At 66.3% G+C, this 20,254-nt stretch carries 23 protein-coding genes; 10 read left to right on the top strand and 13 right to left on the bottom strand.

Going from position 1 to position 20,254, the window contains the following annotated elements; all coding sequences use genetic code 11:
• Positions 1-71: 71 nt before the first annotated feature.
• Positions 72-491, bottom strand: coding sequence for an Hsp20/alpha crystallin family protein (locus ACLJPD_RS31330; protein WP_410877001.1), 420 nt, complete (start codon positions 489-491; stop codon positions 72-74).
• A gap of 158 nt (positions 492-649) precedes the next feature.
• On the opposite strand from ACLJPD_RS31330, the gene ACLJPD_RS31335 reads away from it, so the two are divergent.
• The gene (locus tag ACLJPD_RS31335) at positions 650-958 is read left to right on the top strand and encodes a MerR family transcriptional regulator (protein WP_410877003.1); all 309 of its coding nucleotides are present in this window, start codon (positions 650-652) and stop codon (positions 956-958) included.
• A 68-nt stretch (positions 959-1,026) separates the two neighbouring features.
• Complete coding sequence (locus tag ACLJPD_RS31340) at positions 1,027-1,398, top strand: MerR family transcriptional regulator (protein WP_410877005.1); 372 nt, start codon at positions 1,027-1,029, stop codon at positions 1,396-1,398.
• Between the two features lie 7 nt (positions 1,399-1,405).
• Here ACLJPD_RS31340 and ACLJPD_RS31345 read toward each other — a convergent pair whose 3' ends face one another.
• Positions 1,406-1,831, bottom strand: coding sequence for a MerR family transcriptional regulator (locus ACLJPD_RS31345; RefSeq protein ID WP_410877007.1), 426 nt, complete (start codon positions 1,829-1,831; stop codon positions 1,406-1,408).
• Positions 1,821-3,341, bottom strand: a complete 1,521-nt coding sequence (locus tag ACLJPD_RS31350; protein WP_410877009.1) for a SulP family inorganic anion transporter — start codon at positions 3,339-3,341, stop codon at positions 1,821-1,823. Before ACLJPD_RS31350 ends, ACLJPD_RS31345 begins: the two co-directional genes overlap by 11 nt.
• A 306-nt stretch (positions 3,342-3,647) precedes the next feature.
• Here ACLJPD_RS31350 and ACLJPD_RS31355 point away from each other — a divergent pair, with 306 nt between their 5' ends.
• Together ACLJPD_RS31355 and nhaA are read left to right on the top strand one after the other, a co-directional pair.
• Positions 3,648-5,753, top strand: a complete 2,106-nt coding sequence (locus ACLJPD_RS31355) for an acyltransferase family protein (protein WP_410877010.1) — start codon at positions 3,648-3,650, stop codon at positions 5,751-5,753.
• 206 nt (positions 5,754-5,959) lie between these two features.
• Entirely contained in the window at positions 5,960-7,261 is a 1,302-nt protein-coding gene (gene nhaA / locus ACLJPD_RS31360) for a Na+/H+ antiporter NhaA (protein ID WP_410877011.1), read from the top strand.
• A 55-nt stretch (positions 7,262-7,316) separates the two neighbouring features.
• Here the strand turns inward: nhaA and ACLJPD_RS31365 are convergent, their stop codons facing one another.
• Entirely contained in the window at positions 7,317-7,496 is a 180-nt protein-coding gene (locus ACLJPD_RS31365; RefSeq protein ID WP_410877013.1) for a hypothetical protein, read from the bottom strand.
• A gap of 173 nt (positions 7,497-7,669) precedes the next feature.
• Here ACLJPD_RS31365 and ACLJPD_RS31370 point away from each other — a divergent pair, with 173 nt between their 5' ends.
• Together ACLJPD_RS31370 and ACLJPD_RS31375 are read left to right on the top strand one after the other, a co-directional pair.
• On the top strand, positions 7,670-8,173 hold the full coding sequence (locus tag ACLJPD_RS31370) for a GtrA family protein (protein WP_410877015.1): 504 nt from the start codon (positions 7,670-7,672) through the stop codon (positions 8,171-8,173).
• Between the two features lie 114 nt (positions 8,174-8,287).
• Positions 8,288-9,094 (top strand): sulfotransferase family protein, encoded by an 807-nt coding sequence (locus ACLJPD_RS31375; protein ID WP_410877017.1) that lies wholly within the window; start codon positions 8,288-8,290, stop codon positions 9,092-9,094.
• Positions 9,095-9,101: 7 nt separating this feature from the next.
• On the opposite strand, the gene ACLJPD_RS31380 is transcribed toward ACLJPD_RS31375, so the two are convergent.
• The gene (locus ACLJPD_RS31380) at positions 9,102-10,043 is read right to left on the bottom strand and encodes an SDR family oxidoreductase (RefSeq protein WP_410877019.1); all 942 of its coding nucleotides are present in this window, start codon (positions 10,041-10,043) and stop codon (positions 9,102-9,104) included.
• 141 nt (positions 10,044-10,184) lie between these two features.
• Between ACLJPD_RS31380 and ACLJPD_RS31385 the strand changes: the two genes are divergently transcribed.
• Positions 10,185-11,030 (top strand): helix-turn-helix transcriptional regulator, encoded by an 846-nt coding sequence (locus ACLJPD_RS31385; RefSeq protein ID WP_410877021.1) that lies wholly within the window; start codon positions 10,185-10,187, stop codon positions 11,028-11,030.
• Between the two features lie 9 nt (positions 11,031-11,039).
• Here ACLJPD_RS31385 and ACLJPD_RS31390 read toward each other — a convergent pair whose 3' ends face one another.
• From ACLJPD_RS31390 to ACLJPD_RS31405, 4 genes are read right to left on the bottom strand one after another with little or no spacing between them, the layout of a single operon-like run.
• Positions 11,040-12,077 carry a zinc-binding dehydrogenase gene (locus ACLJPD_RS31390; RefSeq protein ID WP_410877022.1) on the bottom strand — a complete coding sequence of 346 codons (1,038 nt, stop codon included), beginning with the start codon at positions 12,075-12,077 and terminating at the stop codon, positions 11,040-11,042.
• Positions 12,078-12,123: 46 nt separating this feature from the next.
• A complete protein-coding gene (locus ACLJPD_RS31395) occupies positions 12,124-12,750 on the bottom strand; it encodes a DUF4203 domain-containing protein (RefSeq protein ID WP_410877023.1) in 627 nt (208 codons plus the stop codon).
• A gap of 28 nt (positions 12,751-12,778) precedes the next feature.
• Positions 12,779-14,461 (bottom strand): SulP family inorganic anion transporter, encoded by a 1,683-nt coding sequence (locus tag ACLJPD_RS31400; RefSeq protein ID WP_410877025.1) that lies wholly within the window; start codon positions 14,459-14,461, stop codon positions 12,779-12,781.
• Positions 14,462-14,473: 12 nt separating this feature from the next.
• Entirely contained in the window at positions 14,474-15,130 is a 657-nt protein-coding gene (locus ACLJPD_RS31405) for a GAP family protein (RefSeq protein WP_410877027.1), read from the bottom strand.
• Positions 15,131-15,253: 123 nt separating this feature from the next.
• On the opposite strand from ACLJPD_RS31405, the gene ACLJPD_RS31410 reads away from it, so the two are divergent.
• Together ACLJPD_RS31410 and ACLJPD_RS31415 are read left to right on the top strand one after the other, a co-directional pair.
• The gene (locus tag ACLJPD_RS31410; protein ID WP_410877029.1) at positions 15,254-15,676 is read left to right on the top strand and encodes a DUF6325 family protein; all 423 of its coding nucleotides are present in this window, start codon (positions 15,254-15,256) and stop codon (positions 15,674-15,676) included.
• A gap of 13 nt (positions 15,677-15,689) precedes the next feature.
• Positions 15,690-16,001, top strand: coding sequence for an SHOCT domain-containing protein (locus tag ACLJPD_RS31415; RefSeq protein ID WP_410877031.1), 312 nt, complete (start codon positions 15,690-15,692; stop codon positions 15,999-16,001).
• Between the two features lie 51 nt (positions 16,002-16,052).
• On the opposite strand, the gene ACLJPD_RS31420 is transcribed toward ACLJPD_RS31415, so the two are convergent.
• The 3 genes from ACLJPD_RS31420 to ACLJPD_RS31430 all read right to left on the bottom strand — a co-directional run bounded on the left by ACLJPD_RS31420 (position 16,053) and on the right by ACLJPD_RS31430 (position 19,119).
• Complete coding sequence (locus ACLJPD_RS31420; RefSeq protein ID WP_410877114.1) at positions 16,053-17,018, bottom strand: DUF389 domain-containing protein; 966 nt, start codon at positions 17,016-17,018, stop codon at positions 16,053-16,055.
• Between the two features lie 12 nt (positions 17,019-17,030).
• The gene (locus tag ACLJPD_RS31425; protein ID WP_410877032.1) at positions 17,031-18,662 is read right to left on the bottom strand and encodes a SulP family inorganic anion transporter; all 1,632 of its coding nucleotides are present in this window, start codon (positions 18,660-18,662) and stop codon (positions 17,031-17,033) included.
• A 79-nt stretch (positions 18,663-18,741) separates the two neighbouring features.
• Positions 18,742-19,119 (bottom strand): SHOCT domain-containing protein, encoded by a 378-nt coding sequence (locus ACLJPD_RS31430; protein ID WP_410877116.1) that lies wholly within the window; start codon positions 19,117-19,119, stop codon positions 18,742-18,744.
• A 170-nt stretch (positions 19,120-19,289) separates the two neighbouring features.
• On the opposite strand from ACLJPD_RS31430, the gene ACLJPD_RS31435 reads away from it, so the two are divergent.
• Positions 19,290-19,724: a hypothetical protein gene (locus tag ACLJPD_RS31435; RefSeq protein WP_410877034.1), complete on the top strand. Its 435-nt coding sequence runs from the start codon at positions 19,290-19,292 to the stop codon at positions 19,722-19,724.
• Between the two features lie 16 nt (positions 19,725-19,740).
• On the opposite strand, the gene ACLJPD_RS31440 is transcribed toward ACLJPD_RS31435, so the two are convergent.
• Positions 19,741-20,139: a nuclear transport factor 2 family protein gene (locus ACLJPD_RS31440; RefSeq protein ID WP_410877036.1), complete on the bottom strand. Its 399-nt coding sequence runs from the start codon at positions 20,137-20,139 to the stop codon at positions 19,741-19,743.
• Between the last annotated feature and the right edge of the window lie 115 nt (positions 20,140-20,254).

A 20,254-nucleotide genomic window follows, 5' to 3' on the forward strand; every position in this document is an offset into this window, starting at 1 on the left:
CGGGATCGATGGCCGTCAGCCTCGGCCGTCGTCGACGATCGAGGCTGACATCGTCGATCCCCAGCTCGAGCTCAGGCGTTGATCACCTGGGGTTCGTGGTCGCGGGCGATCTCGATCTTGCGGGGTTTGGCCTTCTCCGCCACCGGGATCGACAGGCGCAGCACCCCACTGCGATAGTCGGCGCGGATCCGGTCGGTGTCGAGGCTCTCGCCGAGGAACAACTGACGGCTGAACACCCCGCGCGGGCGCTCCGCGGCGATCATCGACCGATCGGCATCGAGGCCGGGTCGCGACGCGCGCACGGTCACCACATTGCGTTCGACATCCAGGTCCAGCGACTCCGGGTCGATTCCGGGCAGGTCGAACTCGACGACGAACTCGTCACCTTCGCGCCAGGCATCCATCGGCATCGCCGTCGGCTGCGCTGCTGTGCCGAACATCTGCTGGGTCCACCGGTCCAGATCGCGGAAAGGATCGGTACGCATCAACATGGTCGCCACCTCCAACTCACTCCATTCTCAGTAGGACGGTTATCAGATAACCTCTGTCATCTGACATAGATATTTTTTAGCACTCGACCTAGATGAGTGCAAGTGCCGAAACCAGGTAATCTGAATCAGGATCGAAGGAATCGAGGTGAGTACAAGCGATGGTCTCCCCACACGACGGCATGCCGTCGCCCGCGCATGCGGTGTACGCGATCTCCGTAGCCGCCGAGCTGGCCGGTATCGGGGTCCAGACCCTGCGCCTCTACGAGCAGCACGGCCTGCTCACACCCGAACGCAGCGCAGGCGGAACCCGCCGCTACAGCGGCGAGGACCTCACCCGCCTGCACCGGATCACCACACTCACCGGCGAGGGAATCAACCTGACCGCGGTGGCCCGCATCCTCGAACTCGAAGACACCGTCACCCGCCTGCGCGCCGAACGCGATCGACTCCGCGCGAGGTCGGAGTAGTCCGCCGCACACTCGACCGCAAGGCCTACCATTGACGTCAGAGGGAAGCATTTGCGAAGGAGGTCTCGGTGCGGATCGGTCAGCTGGCGGAGCAGGCAGGGGTGAGTGTTCGCTCGCTGCGCTACTACGAGGAACAGGGACTGCTGACCAGCACGCGCAGCCCCAGCGGCCAACGGACCTACGTCGACGGTGCTGTCGAGCGGGTCCGCCTGGTCCAGCACCTGTACGCCGCCGGACTACCGAGCCGCACCATCGCCGAGCTACTCCCCTGTGTCGACGCGCCGAGCGCCGAGCAGACCGACGAAACCTGGGCGCGCCTGCTGGCGGAACGCGAGCGCCTGGACGCGCGCATCGCCGACCTGCTCCAGGCCCGCGACGCCCTCGACGCGGTCGTCACGACCAACCGCGACCATCGCGAAACATACGCCGAAAAGCCGTGAGCCCGACTCAGTCTCGTGCCTTCGCGGAACGGCGCGCGATGAGCAGCTCGGTGAATTCCTCAGCGTAGTCGAGCTGTCGGCGCAGCTTCTCGCAGCTCTGTGTCGCGGTCGCGTGGTATTCGAGCACGACCGCGCTCGCTCGCTCGCGTTGTTCGTGTCCACCGGCGGAATCGGCGAGAACCGCCAGCGCTTCGAGGAGTTCACGCATCTGGTGCAGGGTGAAACCGAGCGGCTTCATCCGCCGGATGACGAGCAGACGTTCGACATCGGCCTCGGTGTAGAGGCGAAACCCACCCGCGCTGCGTGCCGACGGTGTCACCAGGCCGACTTCGTCGTAGTGGCGGATCGTCTTGATCGACAGTTCCGTGCGGTCGGCGACCTGGCCGATCTGCAGGTGCGCGCGAGTGGGTTCGCCGGGCAAGTCAGTGTCCACTCGACAAGTGTCCGCTGAGGCGGTCGTGGCGTTGCTCGGAGGCTTCGTTGAGACCGACGATCTCGACGGTCTTGCCCTTGGACTCGTACTTGGTGGTGATCGCGTCCAGCGTGGCGACGGTCGACGCGTCCCAGATATGGGCGTCGGTCATATCGATGACGACATTGCTCGGATCGTCGACATAGTCGAATTGGTAGATCAGGTCATTGCTGGAGGCGAAGAACAGCTCGCCGCGCACCTTGTAGACGCGGGTGTCGATGTCGCCGTCGTGGTCGATGTCCGCGTCACCGATCTTCACCACCTCGGTGAAGTGCGCGACCCGATGGGCGAAGGCGACCATCGCCGTGAGCACACCCGCGATCACGCCGTAGGCGAGGTTGTGACTGATCACGGTGACCACCACGGTGACGCCCATGACCGTGGTCTCGGCAATCGGCATGCGCCGCAACGTCTTCGGGGCCACCGAGTGCCAGTCCACGGTGCCGACCGAGACCATGACCATCACCGCGACCAAGGCGGCCATCGGGATCAGTGCGACGACATCACCAAGGCCGACCACCAGGATCAGCAGGAACACACCGGCCAGGAACGTCGAGATCCGCGTGCGCGCCCCCGACACCTTCACGTTGATCATGGTCTGACCGATCATCGCGCAGCCGCCCATGCCACCGAAGAACCCGGTGACCACGTTCGCGACACCCTGACCCCAGCCTTCGCGGGTCTTGTCGGAGTGGGTGTCGGTGATGTCGTCGACCAGCTTCGCCGTCATCAGCGATTCGAGCAGCCCGACCAGCGCCATGGCCAGCGCGTACGGGGCGATGATGCGCAGCGTCGCCAGGTCGTACGGGACATCGGGGATCAGCCACGACGGCAGACTCGACGGCAGTTCGCCCTCGTCACCGACGTCGGGCACGTTCAGCGAGAACACCAGGGTCGCCGCCGTGAGCAGCACGATCGCCACCAGCGGAGCCGGGACGACAGTGGTCAGCTTGGGCAGAAACACCATGATCACGATGCCGAGCGCGACCATCGGATACACCAACCACGGCACCCCGATCAGGTGCGGGAACTGGGCGGTGAAGATCAGAATCGCCAAGGCGTTGACGAAACCGACCATCACACTGCGCGGGATGAACCGCATGAGTCGCGCCACCCCGATCACGCTGAGCACGATCTGGATCACCCCGGCCAGCAGCACCGTGGCGATCAGGTAGTCCAGGCCGTACCGCTCGACGACGGGGGCAATCACCAGTGCGACAGCGCCGGTCGCGGCCGAGATCATCGCCGGACGGCCCCCGACGATCGAGATCGTCACCGCCATCGTGAACGAGGCGAACAGCCCGACCCGCGGATCGACCCCGGCGATGATGGAGAACGAGATCGCCTCCGGGATCAGCGCCAGCGCGACCACCAGCCCGGCGAGTACCTCGATCCGCAGCCGCTTCGGGCTCCGCAAAGCGCCCAACACCGACACGTCGGTTTCCTTTGCGATGGACACGACTGTCCCCATCAACGATCTCCATTCGGTCGTTTACGCAGGCGGCCGGATTGTCCGGGAACCTCGACGAGAAGAATCTACTCTCCCGTACGGGTAGATTTGCGATCGACCGGGGTCGACGGACACCCGCGCTGTCGACCACGATCACGGCAGATTTCGACGCCGCCATGGCGAAACTCCTTGTAGCACAGGGCCGCCGAATGGACCTGGCGGATTCGACCGTGGTAGGAGAGTCGTCATGTCGTGGTCATCGTCTGTTCTCCGAGGTACCCGCTCGCCTGTGCCCGATGTGAGCGCGCCGAGGCGGTGTTCGGGACTGTGAGCAGTGTCGATACCGCTTACTCGGTCGGACATCCGCCCCACCCCACCGCGACGGCAACCGGTCCCGGGACGGAGTACCGCTTCGATTTGGACGGCTTGCGGGGGCTCGCGATCGCGTTGGTCGTGGTCTTTCATGTGTGGTTCGGTCGTGTTTCCGGTGGTGTAGACGTCTTCCTGGTGCTTTCGGGATTCTTCTTCACCGGCTTGCTGCTGCGCCGGGCAGAGTCCGCGGAACCGTTCTGGGCGTGGTCGATCGCGCGCCGCACGCTGCGGCGTCTGGTCCCCGCCATGACCGTCGTACTGGCGGCGGTCGTCGTCGCGACCGTACTGCTACTGCCGTACACACAATGGTCGACAGCGGCAGCGCAGGTTCTGTCGTCGCTGTTCTACTACCAGAACTGGCAACTCGCCCTGACCTGGTCGGACTACCTTGCCGCCGACCCTTCGGTCAGTCCGCTGCAACATCTGTGGTCGATGTCGGTGCAGGGGCAGTTCTACCTGGTCGCGCTGTCGGCGGTCGCGGCTACCGCCTGGTTGTGTACTCGGCTCGCACGTCCGGGTCGGATTCGCGCGGCTGTCGGCGCGCTCGTGGTCGCGATGTCGGCGGCCTCGTTCATCTACGCCGCCTACGGCGCCGCCACGCATCAAGGATGGAACTACTACGACAGCTTCGCCCGCGCGTGGGAGTTGTCGGTCGGCGCCGGACTCGCTGTCGTCGCACCGTCTCTGGTGCCGTGGCGTCGGCTGCGCGTCGCGCTCTCGGTGTTCGGTGTGCTCGGTGTCGTGCTGTGCGGGTGGCTGATCATCGACGGCGCCAACCGATTCCCCGGGCCCGCGGCACTGCTCCCGGTCTGCGCGACGGCCGCGGTGATCCTTTCGGCGTCGCGTCTGCGGTACGCCGACTGGCCGCTGCCGAATCGGCTACTGGCTCATCCGACCATGCGGTGGCTCGGCGAGATCGCCTATCCCCTGTATCTGTGGCATTGGCCGATCCTGATCTTCTTCCTCGCCGAACGCGGCAACACCCACGCCGGGCTCGTTGGCGGCACCGGCGTGATCGGACTGTCGGTCGTGCTGGCCTGGATGACACACCGCTGGATCGAAGAGCCACTGCGGCAGCGCATTACGCGCGTCGACGGCGGATACGCACGATCGCGGCACCTGGTCGCCGCCGCGGTCGCGGTGGTACTGGTGGCAACCGTCACCGTCACCGGCGGCTGGCAGTTCACTGTCATTCGCGTCAATCCACCGGTCGTGGCCGGGCAGCTCGGCCCGGCGAAATACCCCGGCGCGGAGGCATTGGCTTCCGGCGCCGCGACACCCGACGAGCCGATGAAACCCTCCGTCTTCGAAGCGCCGACCGAAGTCCCCCCGCCAACGGCGGACGGGTGTATCGCGGACTGGAACACCCGTGACGTGGTCACCTGCACCTATGGTGATCCGGATGCCGATCGGACACTGGCACTGGTCGGTAGCTCCCACGCCGAGCACTGGCTGCCCGCGCTCGAGGTGCTCGCCACCGAATATCCGTTCCGCATCCAGGTGTACTTGAAGATGGGCTGCCCGCTCACTCTCGACGAAAACGCCATGGACAACGGCGAACCCATCCCGGACTGCCGGGACTGGTCGGCCGAAGTGATCGACCGCCTCGGTGCCGACCGTCCCGACTGGGTGTTCACCACCGGTACCCGCCCTCGCGACGAGGGCGGCGACGAGACTCCCGCCGACTATCTCGCCGTCTGGGCAGCCCTGTCCGACCGCGGTCTGAAGGTGATCGCCATCCGTGACACCCCGTGGCTACGCCGCGGCACCGTCCGCTACAAGGCCACCGACTGCTTGGCCGGTGGCGGGAACCGCATCAGCTGCGGAATGCGGCGCGAAGACGCGCTCGCCCCGGTCAACCCTGCCCTGGCACCGGCCTCGGCGTTTCCCGGCGTCTTCCCGATCGACCTGACAGACGCGGTCTGCGAACCCACGCTGTGCGCGGTGGCGGAAGGCAACATCCTGATCTATCACGACGAACACCACCTCACGGCGAGTTACTCCCGATCCCTGGCGGGCGCACTCGGCCGAAAGCTGCGGCCCGTGCTCGGCTGGTGGTGAGGCACCCGATCAGCGTGCGCCGAGCGCGTTTCAGTTTGCGGTGGGTGTGCTCTTTACGGCATCTTTACGGATAGGTGCGCCGGGAAGTCTGGTCGGCAACCCTGCTCGAGCTCCGTCGAGTGGGGTTCGATTGGTGACGGGTACCCACTCTTGCTGATTCTGCGTAGCTCGCAATCGTCCGACCGCCTCGACACCGAGGAGATCCGATGACGCCGCCGACGCGGCGCACGGTCCTCACCCGTGGCAGTTGGCGCGAGACCCAGCGCCTCGCCTCCGTGCTGCGGCGCGAAACCGTCGGTGGGGTCCTGCTGATCATCGCGGCGGCCATCGCGCTGATCTGGGCCAATACGCCCTGGGCAAGCGCGTATGCCGCGCTGCGTGATTTCCACATCGGGCCCTCCGCGCTGCATCTGAACCTGTCGCTGAGCGAGTGGGCCGCCGACGGACTGCTGGCGATCTTCTTCTTCGTGGTCGGTCTCGAACTCAAACGCGAGTTCGTGGCGGGCGATCTGCGTGACCCCCGCCGTGCCGCGCTCCCGGTCGTGGCCGCGGTCGGTGGCATGGCGGTGCCCGCTCTGATCTATGTGCTGGTCAACCGCGCCGGCCCGCCCGGCACGCTCGACGGCTGGGCCATCCCCACCGCCACCGACATCGCGTTCGCCCTGGCCGTGCTGGCGGTGATCAACACCCACCTGCCCGCCGCGTTGCGGACTTTCCTGCTCACCCTCGCCGTCGTCGACGACCTGCTCGCGGTCACCGTGATCGCGATCTTCTACACCAGCGAACTGAACCTGCCGTACCTGGCCGCCGCCGCGGTACCCATCGCGCTGTTCGCGCTCGCCGTGCAACGCCGCATCAGTTCTGCCTGGCTGCTGATACCGCTCGCGCTCGTCGCGTGGTGGCTTGTCCACTCCTCAGGTGTGCATGCCACTGTCGCCGGGGTGCTGCTCGGATTCACCGTCCCGGTGCTCGCCCGCGGCGAAACCGACGAACACGGGCTCGCCGAACGGTTCGAACACGCGATCCGACCGTTGTCGACCGGGTTCGCGGTGCCGGTGTTCGCGTTCTTCGCCGCGGGCGTCACCGTCGGTGGGCTCAGCGGACTCACCGATTCCCTCGGCGACAAGGTGACGCTCGGCATCATCGCCGGCCTGGTCGCGGGCAAGCTGATCGGTATCACCGCGACGACCTATCTCACCGCCAAACTCACCCGCGCCGAACTCGACGCGGAACTGTCCTGGATCGATGTCGCAGGTGTGGCGTTACTCGGTGGCATCGGTTTCACAGTGTCGCTGCTGGTCGGCGAACTAGCTTTCGCCGGTGACCACACCCGTGCCGACCACGTTCGCATCGGCGTGCTGTTCGGCACCGTGACGGCGGCGATCCTGGCCACCATCGTGCTGCGCGCGCGCAACCGCGTCTACCGCGCACTCGAGGAAGCGGAAACACGCGACGACGACGGCGACGGCATCCCCGATGTGTACCAACGGCCCCAAGCCCCGAGCTGACGCCGCCCCACCACTTGACCCCGCCCCACCCACGGGGCGCATCAGGTTCGCAGCGTCAGTGCGAGTAGTCCCGGAACGTCATGACACCGCCGACCAGGACGGCCATCACCGTGAGGATGTAGACGGTGACGCGGACCCACGTCGGCCCGTAATAACTGACCGCCATCGACGCGCCGAGCGCTACGAGAATCAGCACCACCCCGTAGAAGGGTGTGCGTTGCTCCCTGTCCACCATTCCTCCAGTGTCCGCCGACTGTGACGGCATGCCAATGCCACTACCGCGATCGTGACCATGCGCCTGATGGTCGTGGTCGAAGAACAAAGACTTGTTTATACGTATACATCTACGTATAGTCACAAGCGTCGCCCGGCCACCGCGCCGAATCCGCACGCTCGATCGGAACGAACATGACCGCACCGCAGATCACCCACCCGGGAATGCTCCCCACCAGCGTGTTCGCCGATCCCGCACTGCGCATCGATCTCGTCCGCACGCTGCGATTCCTGCGCGGCGACCACACCTTCGCCCAGCTGATCCGCTTCGCGCTGGTCGGCGGCGCCAGCAATATCGCCTACGTGCTGCTGTTCATGACCATGCACGGCAGCGGCCCGCTGATCGCCAATGTCGCCGGGTCGATGGTGAGCACGGTGATCGCGAACGAACTGCATCGGCACCTCACCTTCCGCGCGGGCGCCAGGGTCGGCGGGTTCACCGCGCAGTGGGAGGGCGGCGGGCTGGCGCTGCTCGGGCTCGGGATCAGCACGGCGGCGCTGGCCGGATTGGATGTGCTGGCACCGGACCTCGGCGAAGCCGCGCAGGCGGGCGCCGTGATCGCGATCATGGCCGTGGTCGGCGGACTACGCTTCCTCGCCCTGCGCAGTCTCGTCTTCGGAAACCGAGCTCGTCGGTAAACGCAATCAATAACACCGGAAACACTATCGTTCCAGGACGAATTCCATTGGGCAGCAACAGTTTATGCCCCGATGGCGCGATCGATGCCGCCACGAAATCTCGCCCTGCCAGAAATGTCTGATGAATGGTCCTCTGTCGAGCCCACAGCCGTGAAGCAGGCAACGGCGAATCGCTTGGTGCCCGCGCCGATCTTCATCCTGTCGGCGCCCCGATCCGGTTCGACCCTGCTGCGTTCGGTCTTGAACAGCCACGCCCGCATCCACGCCCCGCACGAATTGCACCTGAATCTGCTGACCGTCCGAGAACTCGAGTGGGCCGCGGGTGATGTCACCGAGCGCTACGCGAGCATCTCGCTGGACGCGCTCGGCCTGACGATTCGCGAGCTCGAACATCTCCTCTGGGACCGCCTCCTGCACCACGAACTGGAACGCAGCGGCAAGGACCGGATGGTCAACAAGACCACCAGCAGCGTGCTGACCTGGCGACGGATCGCAGCGTGCTGGCCTGATGCCCGCTATGTGTTCCTGTTGCGCCACCCGGTGCAGATCGCGAGCTCCCTCGCCCGCGCCTGGACCGAACGTCACGAAATCGACCCGGTACGAAGGACTTCGGAGTTCGTCGAGGCGATGAACGCGGCCCGCGCGGAGCTGAACGGCCACGAGGTTCGGTACGAGGACTTGACCCGCCACCCCGAGGAAACCATCCGCGGCCTGTGCCACTTCCTCGAGGTGGAGTGGCAACCCTCGATGCTGGACTACGGGCGTTTCGACCACGGAAATTACGTCCGCGGGATCGGCGACTGGAGTGACACCATCCGCTCCGGTGTCATCCAGCCTGCTCGCCCGCTACCCGTCGGCGAGACGATCCCGGACGCGCTGACGTCGGCGTGCCTGCAGTGGGGCTATCCGGCTCGGCCGTAGTGCCGGGTCAGGCTGAGATCCGGACGCCGGTGAGGTCTTCGGAGATCTGCCAGACGCGTTGGGCGTCTTCGTGACTGCGCAGTCGGCCGTAGAGTTTCTGCTCGGCCGGTGGGCCGCCGAGGTGTCCGGGTCCGCTGGGTCCGTAGAAGCGTTCGGTGGCAGCATCGGGCGAGGTGGCGGCGTAGAGGGCGGGCAGTTTCGCCGACTCGACGGTGCCGACGAGGATGCCGCGGGCCGAAAGCCATCGGATGAGTTTCACCGCGGTGGTGTCGGTGGTGCGCCCGACCTCGGGCCGGGCGGCGAGCAGATTCGTCGGGGCGATACCGGGGTGAGAGAGATTGCTGGTGATGCCCCACCCGTGCGCGCGGCTGCGCCTGCCGAGTTCGAGCCCGAACAGGCCGAAGGCGATCTTCGACTGGCTGTAGGCGCGCCCGCCGTCGTAGGAACGTTCCCAGTTCAGGTCGTCCCAGTTGATCCCGTTCTGGTTGGCCGCGATGCTGACCTGGGACGTGACTCGTGCGTTCCCCGCGCGGAGCAGGGGCATGAGCTGTCCGACGAGCGCGAAGTGCCCGAGGTGGTTGGTGCCGAACTGCAATTCGAAACCGTCGACGGTGACCTGTCGCTCCGGTGGGGTCATCACGCCCGCGTTGTTGATCAGCAGATGGATCGGGCGATCCTCCGCTCGTAGGGACTTGCCGAGATCCGCCACCGAAGCCAACGAGGAAAGATCGAGTTCACGAAGCGAGACCGCCGCGTCGGGGGCCGCCTCCCGGATACTGGCGAGCGCCGCCTCGCCCTTGCGCTGATTGCGCACCGGCAGCACAACTTCGGCGCCGGCGGCCGCCAAACGCGCCGCGATCCCGACCCCCATGCCATCGCTGGCTCCGGTGACCACGGCGCGCTTACCGGTGAGGTCGGGAACAGTGATGTCGGATTGCCGACGTGGCATATCGCTTCTCCTGAGTCTCGATGTGCTGGGCTCGTTGCCCGCTATCCACGCTCGCCTGGTCGAGAGGCGACATCCAGGGACTGTCGATCCGTGGATACTCGCAGGCCTCGACGGTAGAACCGAACAGGACACGGGAAGGAGATGCTGGTGATCGATCGCACGGAGCTGGCGGAGTTTCTCAGACAACGCCGGGAATCGCTACAACCCGAGGATGTCGGCCTGCCGCGTGGGCGCAGGCGCCGGACGAGCGGGTTGCGACGGGAGGAGGTCGCCGCCCTGTGTCATATGTCGACCGACTACTACGCGCGACTGGAGCAGGAACGCGGTCCGCACCCGTCGGAACAGATGATCGCCGCGATCGCCCAGGGCCTGCACCTGACCCTCGACGAACGCGACCACCTGTTCCGCCTGGCGGGCCACACCCCGCCCGCGCGCGGCACGATCAGCGAACACATCAGCCCCGGCCTGCTGCGGATTCTCGACCGCCTCCACGACACGCCCGCCGAAATCGTCACCGAGCTCGGCGAGACGCTGCGACAGACACCGCTCGGCAAGGCGCTGACCGGCGACACCACCCGCTACACCGGCCCGGCCCGCAGCATCGGCTATCGCTGGTTCACCGACCCCACCGAACGGGACCGCTACGCACCCGAGGACCACCCGTTCCTGTCGCGGATGTTCGTCTCCGGACTCCGCGAAGTCACCACCCGGCGCGGCCCCGATTCCCGCGCCGCCCACTTCGCGACCCTTCTCCTGGCCGAGTCCGAGGAATTCCGAACCCTGTGGCACACCCATGAGATCGGCGTCCGCCCGCACGACGTGAAGCGTTTGCGTCACCCCGAGGTCGGCACCATGGACCTGAACTGCCAAACACTGCTCGACCCCGCCCAGTCCCACCTGTTGCTCGTCTACACCGCGACACCCGGCACAGAGAGTTACGAGAAACTGCAGCTGCTGTCCGTGGTCAGCACCGAGATGCTCCGCTGAGCAAGATCGTCAGGGCCGGACCAGGACTTTGAGGGCTTCGCGGTTGTCCATCGCGCGGTAGCCATCGGGGACCTCGTCGAGACCGATCTCGCGGTCGAAGACCTTGCCCGGATCGACGGTGCCGTCGAGGACACCGGGCAACAGGGTGTCGATATAGGCACGGGCCGGGGCCGGACCGCCGGTAAGAGTGATGTTCGGGCCGAACAGGGTGCCGAAACCGACTGGGGCATCGGCATATTGGGGAACACCGACCCGACTGATCACGCCGCCCGGTCGGACCACACCGAGGGCCTGCTGATAGGCGGGCATGTGGCCGACGGCTTCGATGACCACATGGGTGCCGTCGCCGCCTGCGAGTTCGCGCACCGCCGCGATGCCTTCGTCACCGCGTGCGGCGACGACCTCGGTGGCACCGAAATCACGCCCCAGATCGGTGCGCTGCTTGTGCCTGCCCATCAGAATGATCTGCTCGGCACCGAGCTGACGGGCCGACAACACCGCCATCAGCCCGACCGCACCGTCACCGATCACCGTGACGGTGGTGTCCGGGGTGACGCGCGCCTTCACGGCGGCGTGATGGCCGGTGCCGTAGACATCGGACAGCGTCAGCAGCGACGGAATCAGCGGCGAGTTCTCCTCGACCGGCACCGCCACGAGCGAGCCGTCGGCGAGCGGCACCCGCACCGCCTCGGCTTGCAGCCCACCGACCTTCCCACCGCCCCAGAAACCGCCGTGCCTGCACGAGGTCTGCAAACCCTCACGACAGAACTCGCAGGTCCCGTCCGACCACGCGAACGGTGTGATCACCAGATCGCCCTTCTTGACGGTGGTCACGTCGCGCCCGATGTCCTCGACGACGCCGACGCATTCGTGCCCCATCGGGCTGCCCTGCTCCGACGGCCGCATGGAGTGGTAAGGGTGCAGGTCAGAACCGCAGATGCAGCTACGGACGATGCGCACCACCGCATCGGTCGGGTCGATGATCACCGGGTCGGCCACCTCGATGACGCGGACGTCGCCGGGGCCGTACATGTAGGTCGCGCGCATGCGCAGTCTCCTCTCTGAGGAAAATCGGATCGATTGTCGGCCTGAGCTATCGCGTTGGCCACCCGCCGTTGCGGTCACTCATGTCCGGCTCGCCGTCGTCACCGACCACCAGGTGCTCGATGCCGAGTTTCTCGGCGAACAGGTGACGCTGGGTGATCCAGCCGAGTACCGAAAGGCCCGCCCAGGCCAGGGTCGCGGTGACCTGCTGCCAGCCGGGTTCGGGGTCGCGCAGAAACGACAGCGAGTCATCGAACCGCGCCACACCGCTGCAGACCATGCTGGCGCCACCGATCGAGGTCAACCACAACAGCGCGCGGGAACGGAACTTCTGCGCCAGGAACGCACCCGCCACACCCATCGCGAGGGCGACGATCATGCTCAAGGCGAAGTTCTTGTCGCCCGGTTGCAACACCGTCGCCAGCTTGGTGCCGATCATCGCACCGGTGAGACCACCGATGAAATAGGCGGCGAAGCGGAACACCAGCGAGGTGATGGCCCAGACCGTGACCGCGCCGATCAGCGCGACCAGCAGCGACCACCAGAAATTCGCGTGGAACAGATCGGCGATCAGCCAGCCGAGGCCGAACCCGATCGCGAGTAGGCCCAGGTTGACCGAGCGAATCCCGTAGAAGCACAACAGCGCTCCGACGAGGGCGACCAGAATGCCGTTCATCTGTGTTCCTTTCGGCAGGCGGGCATGATCACGACCCGGACAGGTCGGCGGACGCGGCCGCGACGGTGGGATAGATCGGGATCGGGACGTCGCCGTGCTCGGCCGAGCCCAGCGCGTCACCGAACTGGGCGATCGGTCGAGCGATCGCGAACCTGATTCGTTTGGCAGCCAACGAGTCACGCAACGCCAGCAGCATCGCCGCGGCGGTCACATCGACCGACGGTGAGGTCTCGGCGTCGAGGACCACCATCCTGGTCCGGTCGGTGCACAGGGCCTCGATCCGGTCCTTCACGAAATCGGAGTTGGCGAAGAACAATCCCGACTCGACCCGGACAACGAGCAGATCGGGGCGTGTCGTCGCGTCCGGATGACGCTGGGCGTCGACCCACAGCGTCCCGTCCTTGCCGAGCTCGGCCACATGCGGTTGCGACGCCCGATACACCAGCAGAACCATCGCCACCCCGATGCCGATGAGTAGCCCCGGCAACGTGTCGAAGATCAACACACCGAACATCGCGGCCATCGCGGCGAGGAAATCGGCGCGCGCCGCCTTGCCGTAGATGCTGCCGAGCATGTGGGTCCAGACCCGGTAGAGGCGGCGCATCGCGGCGATGTCGACCAGTTCGACGACGGCCGCGATCACGACGGCTGCCAGCGTCGCCTCCGGCAGTTTCTCGAACAGCCCGGTCAGAAACAGCAGGGTGATGAGCGTGAGCCCCGCCACGACAAGACCGCTGAGCTGTGTCTTCGCCCCGGCACCGCCGTTCACCGCCGTCTTGGACAAGCTGCCGTTCACGACCATCCCCGAACTCACCCCCGCGCCGAGGTTGGCGAGGCCGAGTCCGAGCAGCTCTCGGTTCGGGTCGATCGGGTAACCCGCTTTGGCCGCATAGGTTTTCGCCGCGCCGAGACCCTCGGCGAAACCGATCAGCAACACCCCGACAGCCGGTCCGAGCAAGTCGAGACAGTCGTGCAGAGACACCCCCGACGGCATCCCGAGGGCGGGCAACCCGGAGTCGATGTGACCGACGATCTCGACACCTTTGTCGTCGAGTCCGAACACCGCCACGGCGACGATGCCGAACCCCACCGCCACCAGCGCGCCGGGAACGAACGGCAGCCAGCGGCGCAGCGCGAGCACCAGCGCGAGGCTGATCAGACCGATCGTCACAGTCCGCCACTGGGTGTGTCCCAGCTCGGTGATGATGCCCCACGCCTGCTCGAAGAAGTTGCCTTCGTGTTTGTCGACGCCGAGCAGTTTGGGCACCTGGCCGATGATGATGACCAGGGCGAGTCCGACGATGAAGCCCTTGAGGACCGGTTCGGAGATGAACGCGGCGATGAAGCCGAGCCGCAGCAGGCCGGCGAGCAGACCGACGATGCCGGTCGCGATGGCGAGGGCGGCGGTCAACGCGATGTAGCGGCCGTTGTCGGCACCCGCGAGCGGCGCGATGATGGCCGCCGACAGCGCCGCTGTGGCCGACATCGGGCCGACCACCAGGTGCCGCGAACTGCCGGCCAGCGCGTAGAGCACCAGTGACGGCACCGCCGCGTACAGGCCGACGACCGGCGGCACCCCGGCGATCGACGCGTAGGCCAGCGCTTCGGGGACGAGCACCGCCCACACCGTGAGACCGGCGATCACATCGGGACGCAGCCAAGCCCGCCGGTAGCCGTGCAGTGACTCGAACACCGGAAACGACAGTGCCACGATCTCTCCTCGCTACAGGCCGCCGATGCCCTTGCCGACCACCACGGTGCCCATGATCAACAGCACGATCGCCATCACCGCGTGATTGTTGAGCTGCAACCACTCCCGCAGCCGGTCGAGCGTTGGACCGAGTTTGTCGGCGGCGATCATGTACCCGATCACCACCGCGAGGACCGTGGTCGACGCGAGCACGGTGAACACCACGATCGCGACCACCTCACCGCCGGCACTCAACCCGCCGGACCCGATCGCGACACCCGCCGACACGCACAGCAGCAGATTCTTCGGGTTCACACCCGACAGCAGCGCGCCCAGCCCCACTGCCTTGACCGGGGTGAGCGTGTCGATCGCCTGCATCCAGCCGGGCACCTCGGTCTGCGACCGTTCCTGCCACTGGATCACCGCCAAGACAACGAGGGCGGCGCCCAGCACGATCTTGACCAACGAGGCCGCCGTCGACGGTTCGGAGTCGGACCCGCCGAGCACCCCCGCCAGCAATGTCATCACACCCGTCACGACAACGATGCCGCCTACCCAACCCGCGGCGAAGCCCTTGGCCGCACCGCCGGCATTCTTGGACAGGATCATCAAGATGGCCGCGATGATCGGGACGGGCGAGAGCGCCACACCCACCGCGAGTGGCAAGAGACCGCCGAGTACTGAGCCCATGTCACGACGCTAAGCGGCCTGCTCACCCGCGCGCCTCACACTTTCCGGGTGAACTACACACCCGGTGTTTTCATCCGAATCGGGTGAAGCAGCCGGGGACCGGTCGGCGGCATGATTCGGCGTATGGGATCACCACCAACACTCGGGCCGGTCGAATTCCTCGCGCTCACCTTTCCCGGCACCGACATCGACACATCCGTCTCGACGGCGCTGGCCGAGGTCGTCGCAAAAGGCACGGTCACCTTGCTCGATCTGATCGTGCTGTCCATGGACACCGCGGGCGCCGTCACCGAACGCGAGATCGACGACGACATCGCCGCGGTGGGTCTGACGGGCCTGACGGCGGCCGACATCGACCTGGTCAGCGACGACGACCTCGATGTCATCCGTGCGTCGATGGAACCGGGAACCACCGCTGTCGTCGTCGTTTTCGAACAGACGTGGGCCGTTCACCTGGCACGCGCGGTGCGCGCGGCCGACGGTGAGGTGGCGCTGCACGTGCAGGTACCGCGCGACGCCGTCGACGCCGTGCTGGCCCTCGCCTAGAAAGGGAACCGATATGCCACTTCGGATGGGTCGCGTCGGGCGACCAGGACTGCTCGGCACGGTGGCCAGGACGGCCGTTGTCGCGGGGACCGCCACCGCTACCTCGAACGCGATGAACCGCCGAGGAGCGCGCCGCGCCGCCGAACAACAGGCCTACGTCCAACAGCAGGCACCCCCTCCTCCCCTGCCGCCGCAAGCTCCCCCGCCGCCCCCCGCGGCCGGCAACGACACCGTTGCCCAGCTCGGCACCTTGGCCGAACTGCATGCCTCCGGCGCACTGTCGGACGCCGAGTTCGCCACCGCGAAAGCCAAACTGCTCAGCTGAGCGCCCACCGAAGACGCCCCGGCGGTCACCGCCGGGGCGTCCTTCGTGCGCCTATTGGACCCGACCACCGACCGTGTGGATGATGACAACCTTCGGATCCCACGGAACCAGCTCGTTCACCTTCTGCTGCAACACCGCGCGCGGCGGCAGCTGCTGGGGACCGAGCACCGAGACCGTCGCGATATCGCCTTGCAGATTGACGTCGATGACCTGTGCGTCCGGCGAGTCCCGCAACCAGTCGCGGGCCGCGTCAGCGATCTGACCGGCCCACAACGTGGACAGCGAATTGAGCACCATCGGAATCGCCACCAGCACCAGCGCCGCGCCGAGCGCGACATAGGCCCGGCCCCGCCGGACGGTCGCCGGATCGGCATCGCCTGCGTATCCCGCGATGATCAGCACGATCGTCGAGGTGATGATCATCGCGACGACATTGGACGCGAACAGCACGAACGCGCCACCGGCCAGCGCGGGCGCGCGCGAACCCAGACACACCCCGACCACCCCGAGCGGCGGCACCAGCGAAATCGCGATCGCCACCCCCGGCAGCACATCGCCGACATCACGGCGAGTGATCGCGATGGCGGCGACCAGACCGGTCGCCATCGCGGCGGTCAGATCCATCAGCTTCGGCGAGGTCCGCCCGACCACCTGCGCGTTGGACAGCACATTGACGGGATTGGGCAGCAACTGCGCGAACAGGAAACCGAGCGCGATCACCACGAGGATCCCCGACACGACCAGCAGCAGGCTCCGCCCGAGCAGCGGCGCACGACCGGTCACCACTCCCAACGCCACCCCTAGGATCGGAATCGACAGCGGTGCCACGATCATCGCGCCGATCACCGTCGCGGTGGAATCGCCGATGACGCCGGAGATCGCGATCACCGCCGACATCACCAGCATGATCCAGAACGCCGACCGCTTCGACGTGACCGCGCCCACCGACAGATCCAGTTTGTCGGTCAGCTCGTCCAACGATCGACGTTGGTCCTGCGGGACCAGAAAACTCAGCATGGCAGGCATAGGTCACAACCTCCGCTCTCGGTGGATCCGAACCTCGGCATCGGCATAGGCGGCCAGTGTCGACTCGCCGAGAGTGCTTGTCGCCGGGAAGAATTCGATGCGCATGCCTTGCGCGTACAGCAGATCGTCGGTCCAGACGTCGCGGATTCGTGGGTCGATACCGCTCAGATACAGTCGCCCGCCGAGCGCGTCCAGCCGCCGGGCGTAGTCGCCGATCACGTGCAGGAAGGTCGCGCTCACGCTCGTGCGCCCGCGCAATCGCAGAATGACCACCGAGTCGTGTGCGCCGCCGGGGTCGGGCAGCTTGGCTTGTAGCGTGCGCGCCCCCGCGTAGAACAGGCTGCCGTAGACATCGAGGACGACGATCTCGTTGTCGGACACCGTGCGCGGCGCCTTCGCCTCGACGAGATGATCGCCCTCGACCCGCAACCGGACCACCTTCAAGTCGATGGCTTCCTGGTTCAGCTGCAACAGCAACGACAGCGCGACACCGACGCCGACCGCCGCCGTCACCGGCAACAGCAGCGTGGCGACAAAGGTCACCACCAGCGCGGTCCGCGAAATCGCGCCACTGCTCCAGATGGCGATCAGGCGATCCTGATTGATCGAGCGGGCGGCGGCGACCATCAGAATCGCGGCGAGCGTGGGCAGCGGCACCCGGCCGACCACCGCGGCCAGCCCGACCATGATCACCAGAATCCACAGACCCGACCACATCCCACCCCAGCGGCTGCGCGCACCGGAGGAGACGTTGATCGCGGTCTGGCCGACCGATCCACCCACCGGCATCCCCCGGAACAACCCGGCGAAGATATTGCCGATGCCCTGCGCGGTGAAGTCGCGATCGACCGAGGACCGCGTGCCGCCCGGGTTGGGCGCCGACTCGGCCACCCCGGTGCCCTGCACCAGCACGATGACGGTCACCGCCAATGCCCCGGTCACCAGCGCCGGCGACAGCGCACTCAACTCCGGTAGGTGCGGCATCGGGAACCCGGTCGGGATCTCACCGGTGTCGGCGACCGTCCCGATCTGGGTCCAGCCGAAGACGAGCACCACGATCATCGGCACGATCAACGCGAACAGCGAGGCGACCGTGCGCAACTTCGTGTACGCGAGCGAGATGATCAGCAGCATCGCCAGCACCCCGACAACCGCCGCGCGCCAATCGAAGTCGAACGGATGCAGCACCACGTGGAGGGCTTTCGTCAGCGCGATCGACCCCCGCACCGGTGCGCCGAGCAGACTCGGCAACTGGCCGAACAGAATGTTGGCCGAGATGCCGAGCAGGAACCCGGTCATCACCGAGTGCGAAACGAACCGGGTGTACTTGCCCAGCCGCAAGATCGCGGCGACGATCATCATCGCGCCCGCGATCAACGTCAGCATGACGATGGCGGCCGACCGCTGATCGGGTTCGACGTCGGTCAGCGTCGAACCGACCGCCAACGCGGACGCGCTCGTCGTGGTGACCACCATCAGCTGTGTGCTCGTGCCGAAACCACCGAAGAATCGCCCGGCCATGCTCGCGTACAGCCCGTGCACCGGGCTCACCCCCGCGAGTACGCCCGCCGCCATCCCGTCCGGTACCCCGCCGATCGCGCCCGGAATCCCCGCGACGACATCGGCTTTCGACATTCGCTCGGTCCTGAGCCAGCGCCGGACCCGCTGCACGAGCACCTGCGCGACCCGAATCCGCGTTCGGCGGTGAGCGATCTCAGGCGAGGGCCTTGGCTTTGAGCTGCTGGAATTCCGCCTCGGTGATGGCTCCGGCGTCGAGCAGCTTCTTCCCGTCGGCGATCTGGGCGGCGGAATTGGTGCCCGCGGCCTGCTTGATGTAATCGTCGGCCTCGGCGCGTGCCTGCTGCTGCGCCTGCGCGGTCCTATGCGTCATCCCGTCGCCGCGGAAGATCAGATACACCAGCCCGGTGAGCAGCGGGAACAGGATCAAACACAGCACCCAGAGCGCTTTCACCCAGCCCGAGGTGCTCCGATCGCGGAACAGATCGGTGATGATCATGAACATCAGCATCAGGTAGGCGACAAAGGCGAAACTCACAATGATGACCCAGAGAACATCCCACACCGACATGATTCGACCCTCACTTCCGTGACGCGTGGCACCGGCCGGTGCCACCGCCGCCATCGTCGCGAAGATCTGACCCACCCACATCATCCGAATAGGGTGAACTCGACCCGACCTGCCGCAGGTTCACCCATAACGGGTGATCCGGGCCGTCGTCGACAGTCCCTATCGTCGAATCCATGACGACCGCCGCACATCCTGTCCGCCAGGGGCTCGCCGCGACCATCACCATGCTCGCGGCGATACTGCTCCTGGTCGCAGGCATATTGAGCATCCTGCGTGGCATCGCCGGCGTCACCAAGGACGAGATATTTCTGATACCAAGCGAATACAGCTACCAGCTCGATGTCAGCACCTGGGGTTGGATCCACCTCGCGCTCGGTGTGCTGCTCGTAGCCGTCGCCATCGGAATGATGCTGACCGCGACCTGGGCCCGAATCTTCGCCTACTGCCTGGCCGCCCTGTCGATCATCGCCAATTTCCTGTCGCTGCCGTACTACCCGTGGTGGTCGGTGATCCTCATCGTGCTCGATGTCATCGTCATCTGGGCCGTCTCCGCCTGGAATCCCCAACCTGCGCTGAGTGCCGTCCCCGCAGACCGGCGGCCCCGGTAACTCCCACCGGGTGTGCCTATATCTTCGTGGCGGTGATCTGTGTCAGCAGGCACCGCCACCGGCCGTCCACGTGGATGAACGCGTCGGTTGTCCATTCATCGGCGTCGAATCGAACGCCTTGAAAATGGGCGGTATTGGTGATTCGGGTCGTCAGCAGGGCGAGCTCGCCGTGATAGCGGATTCTCGGGTCACCGACTCGCTGCATCGCCGAGTGGGTGAGGTCGCCCGATCGGACGAACGCCAGGAACCGCTCAGCCGTGGTGATGCCGTTCTCGGAGACCATGATCCACTCGTCGGCCATGTACGAGCCGATCCGATCCGCGTCGTTGGCGACGATCGCCACCTGCCACTCGTCGAGCACGGCCAGGAGCTGGTCGTCGACCGTGGAACCGGGGGATGTAGGTGTTGTTGTCATGCTTGAACGCTAGGACCGATAGTCCGCCCGGTCTTGGACGAATGGAACGGCCGGGCCCGCCGACGTGCTGGTCAGCTGCGTGAATACCGCGGGTTTCGAGGAATTCCGCAGCCGA

Origin of the sequence: Nocardia sp. A7, from assembly GCF_046549215.1 — a bacterium.
GTDB lineage: Bacteria > Actinomycetota > Actinomycetes > Mycobacteriales > Mycobacteriaceae > Nocardia.

Coding starts and splice junctions, on each gene's coding strand:
- ACLJPD_RS31365 (WP_410877013.1), bottom strand. CDS start 7,496: ATGGTGGACAGGGAGCAACGCACACCCTTCTACGGGGTGGTGCTGATT.
- ACLJPD_RS31440 (WP_410877036.1), bottom strand. CDS start 20,139: ATGACAACAACACCTACATCCCCCGGTTCCACGGTCGACGACCAGCTC.
- ACLJPD_RS31370 (WP_410877015.1), top strand. CDS start 7,670: ATGACCGCACCGCAGATCACCCACCCGGGAATGCTCCCCACCAGCGTG.
- ACLJPD_RS31405 (WP_410877027.1), bottom strand. CDS start 15,130: ATGGGCTCAGTACTCGGCGGTCTCTTGCCACTCGCGGTGGGTGTGGCG.
- ACLJPD_RS31415 (WP_410877031.1), top strand. CDS start 15,690: ATGCCACTTCGGATGGGTCGCGTCGGGCGACCAGGACTGCTCGGCACG.
- ACLJPD_RS31385 (WP_410877021.1), top strand. CDS start 10,185: ATGCTGGTGATCGATCGCACGGAGCTGGCGGAGTTTCTCAGACAACGC.
- nhaA (WP_410877011.1), top strand. CDS start 5,960: ATGACGCCGCCGACGCGGCGCACGGTCCTCACCCGTGGCAGTTGGCGC.
- ACLJPD_RS31410 (WP_410877029.1), top strand. CDS start 15,254: ATGGGATCACCACCAACACTCGGGCCGGTCGAATTCCTCGCGCTCACC.
- ACLJPD_RS31350 (WP_410877009.1), bottom strand. CDS start 3,341: ATGGGGACAGTCGTGTCCATCGCAAAGGAAACCGACGTGTCGGTGTTG.
- ACLJPD_RS31420 (WP_410877114.1), bottom strand. CDS start 17,018: ATGCTGAGTTTTCTGGTCCCGCAGGACCAACGTCGATCGTTGGACGAG.
- ACLJPD_RS31425 (WP_410877032.1), bottom strand. CDS start 18,662: ATGTCGAAAGCCGATGTCGTCGCGGGGATTCCGGGCGCGATCGGCGGG.
- ACLJPD_RS31395 (WP_410877023.1), bottom strand. CDS start 12,750: ATGAACGGCATTCTGGTCGCCCTCGTCGGAGCGCTGTTGTGCTTCTAC.
- ACLJPD_RS31390 (WP_410877022.1), bottom strand. CDS start 12,077: ATGCGCGCGACCTACATGTACGGCCCCGGCGACGTCCGCGTCATCGAG.
- ACLJPD_RS31435 (WP_410877034.1), top strand. CDS start 19,290: ATGACGACCGCCGCACATCCTGTCCGCCAGGGGCTCGCCGCGACCATC.
- ACLJPD_RS31330 (WP_410877001.1), bottom strand. CDS start 491: ATGTTGATGCGTACCGATCCTTTCCGCGATCTGGACCGGTGGACCCAG.
- ACLJPD_RS31380 (WP_410877019.1), bottom strand. CDS start 10,043: ATGCCACGTCGGCAATCCGACATCACTGTTCCCGACCTCACCGGTAAG.
- ACLJPD_RS31375 (WP_410877017.1), top strand. CDS start 8,288: ATGTCTGATGAATGGTCCTCTGTCGAGCCCACAGCCGTGAAGCAGGCA.
- ACLJPD_RS31335 (WP_410877003.1), top strand. CDS start 650: ATGGTCTCCCCACACGACGGCATGCCGTCGCCCGCGCATGCGGTGTAC.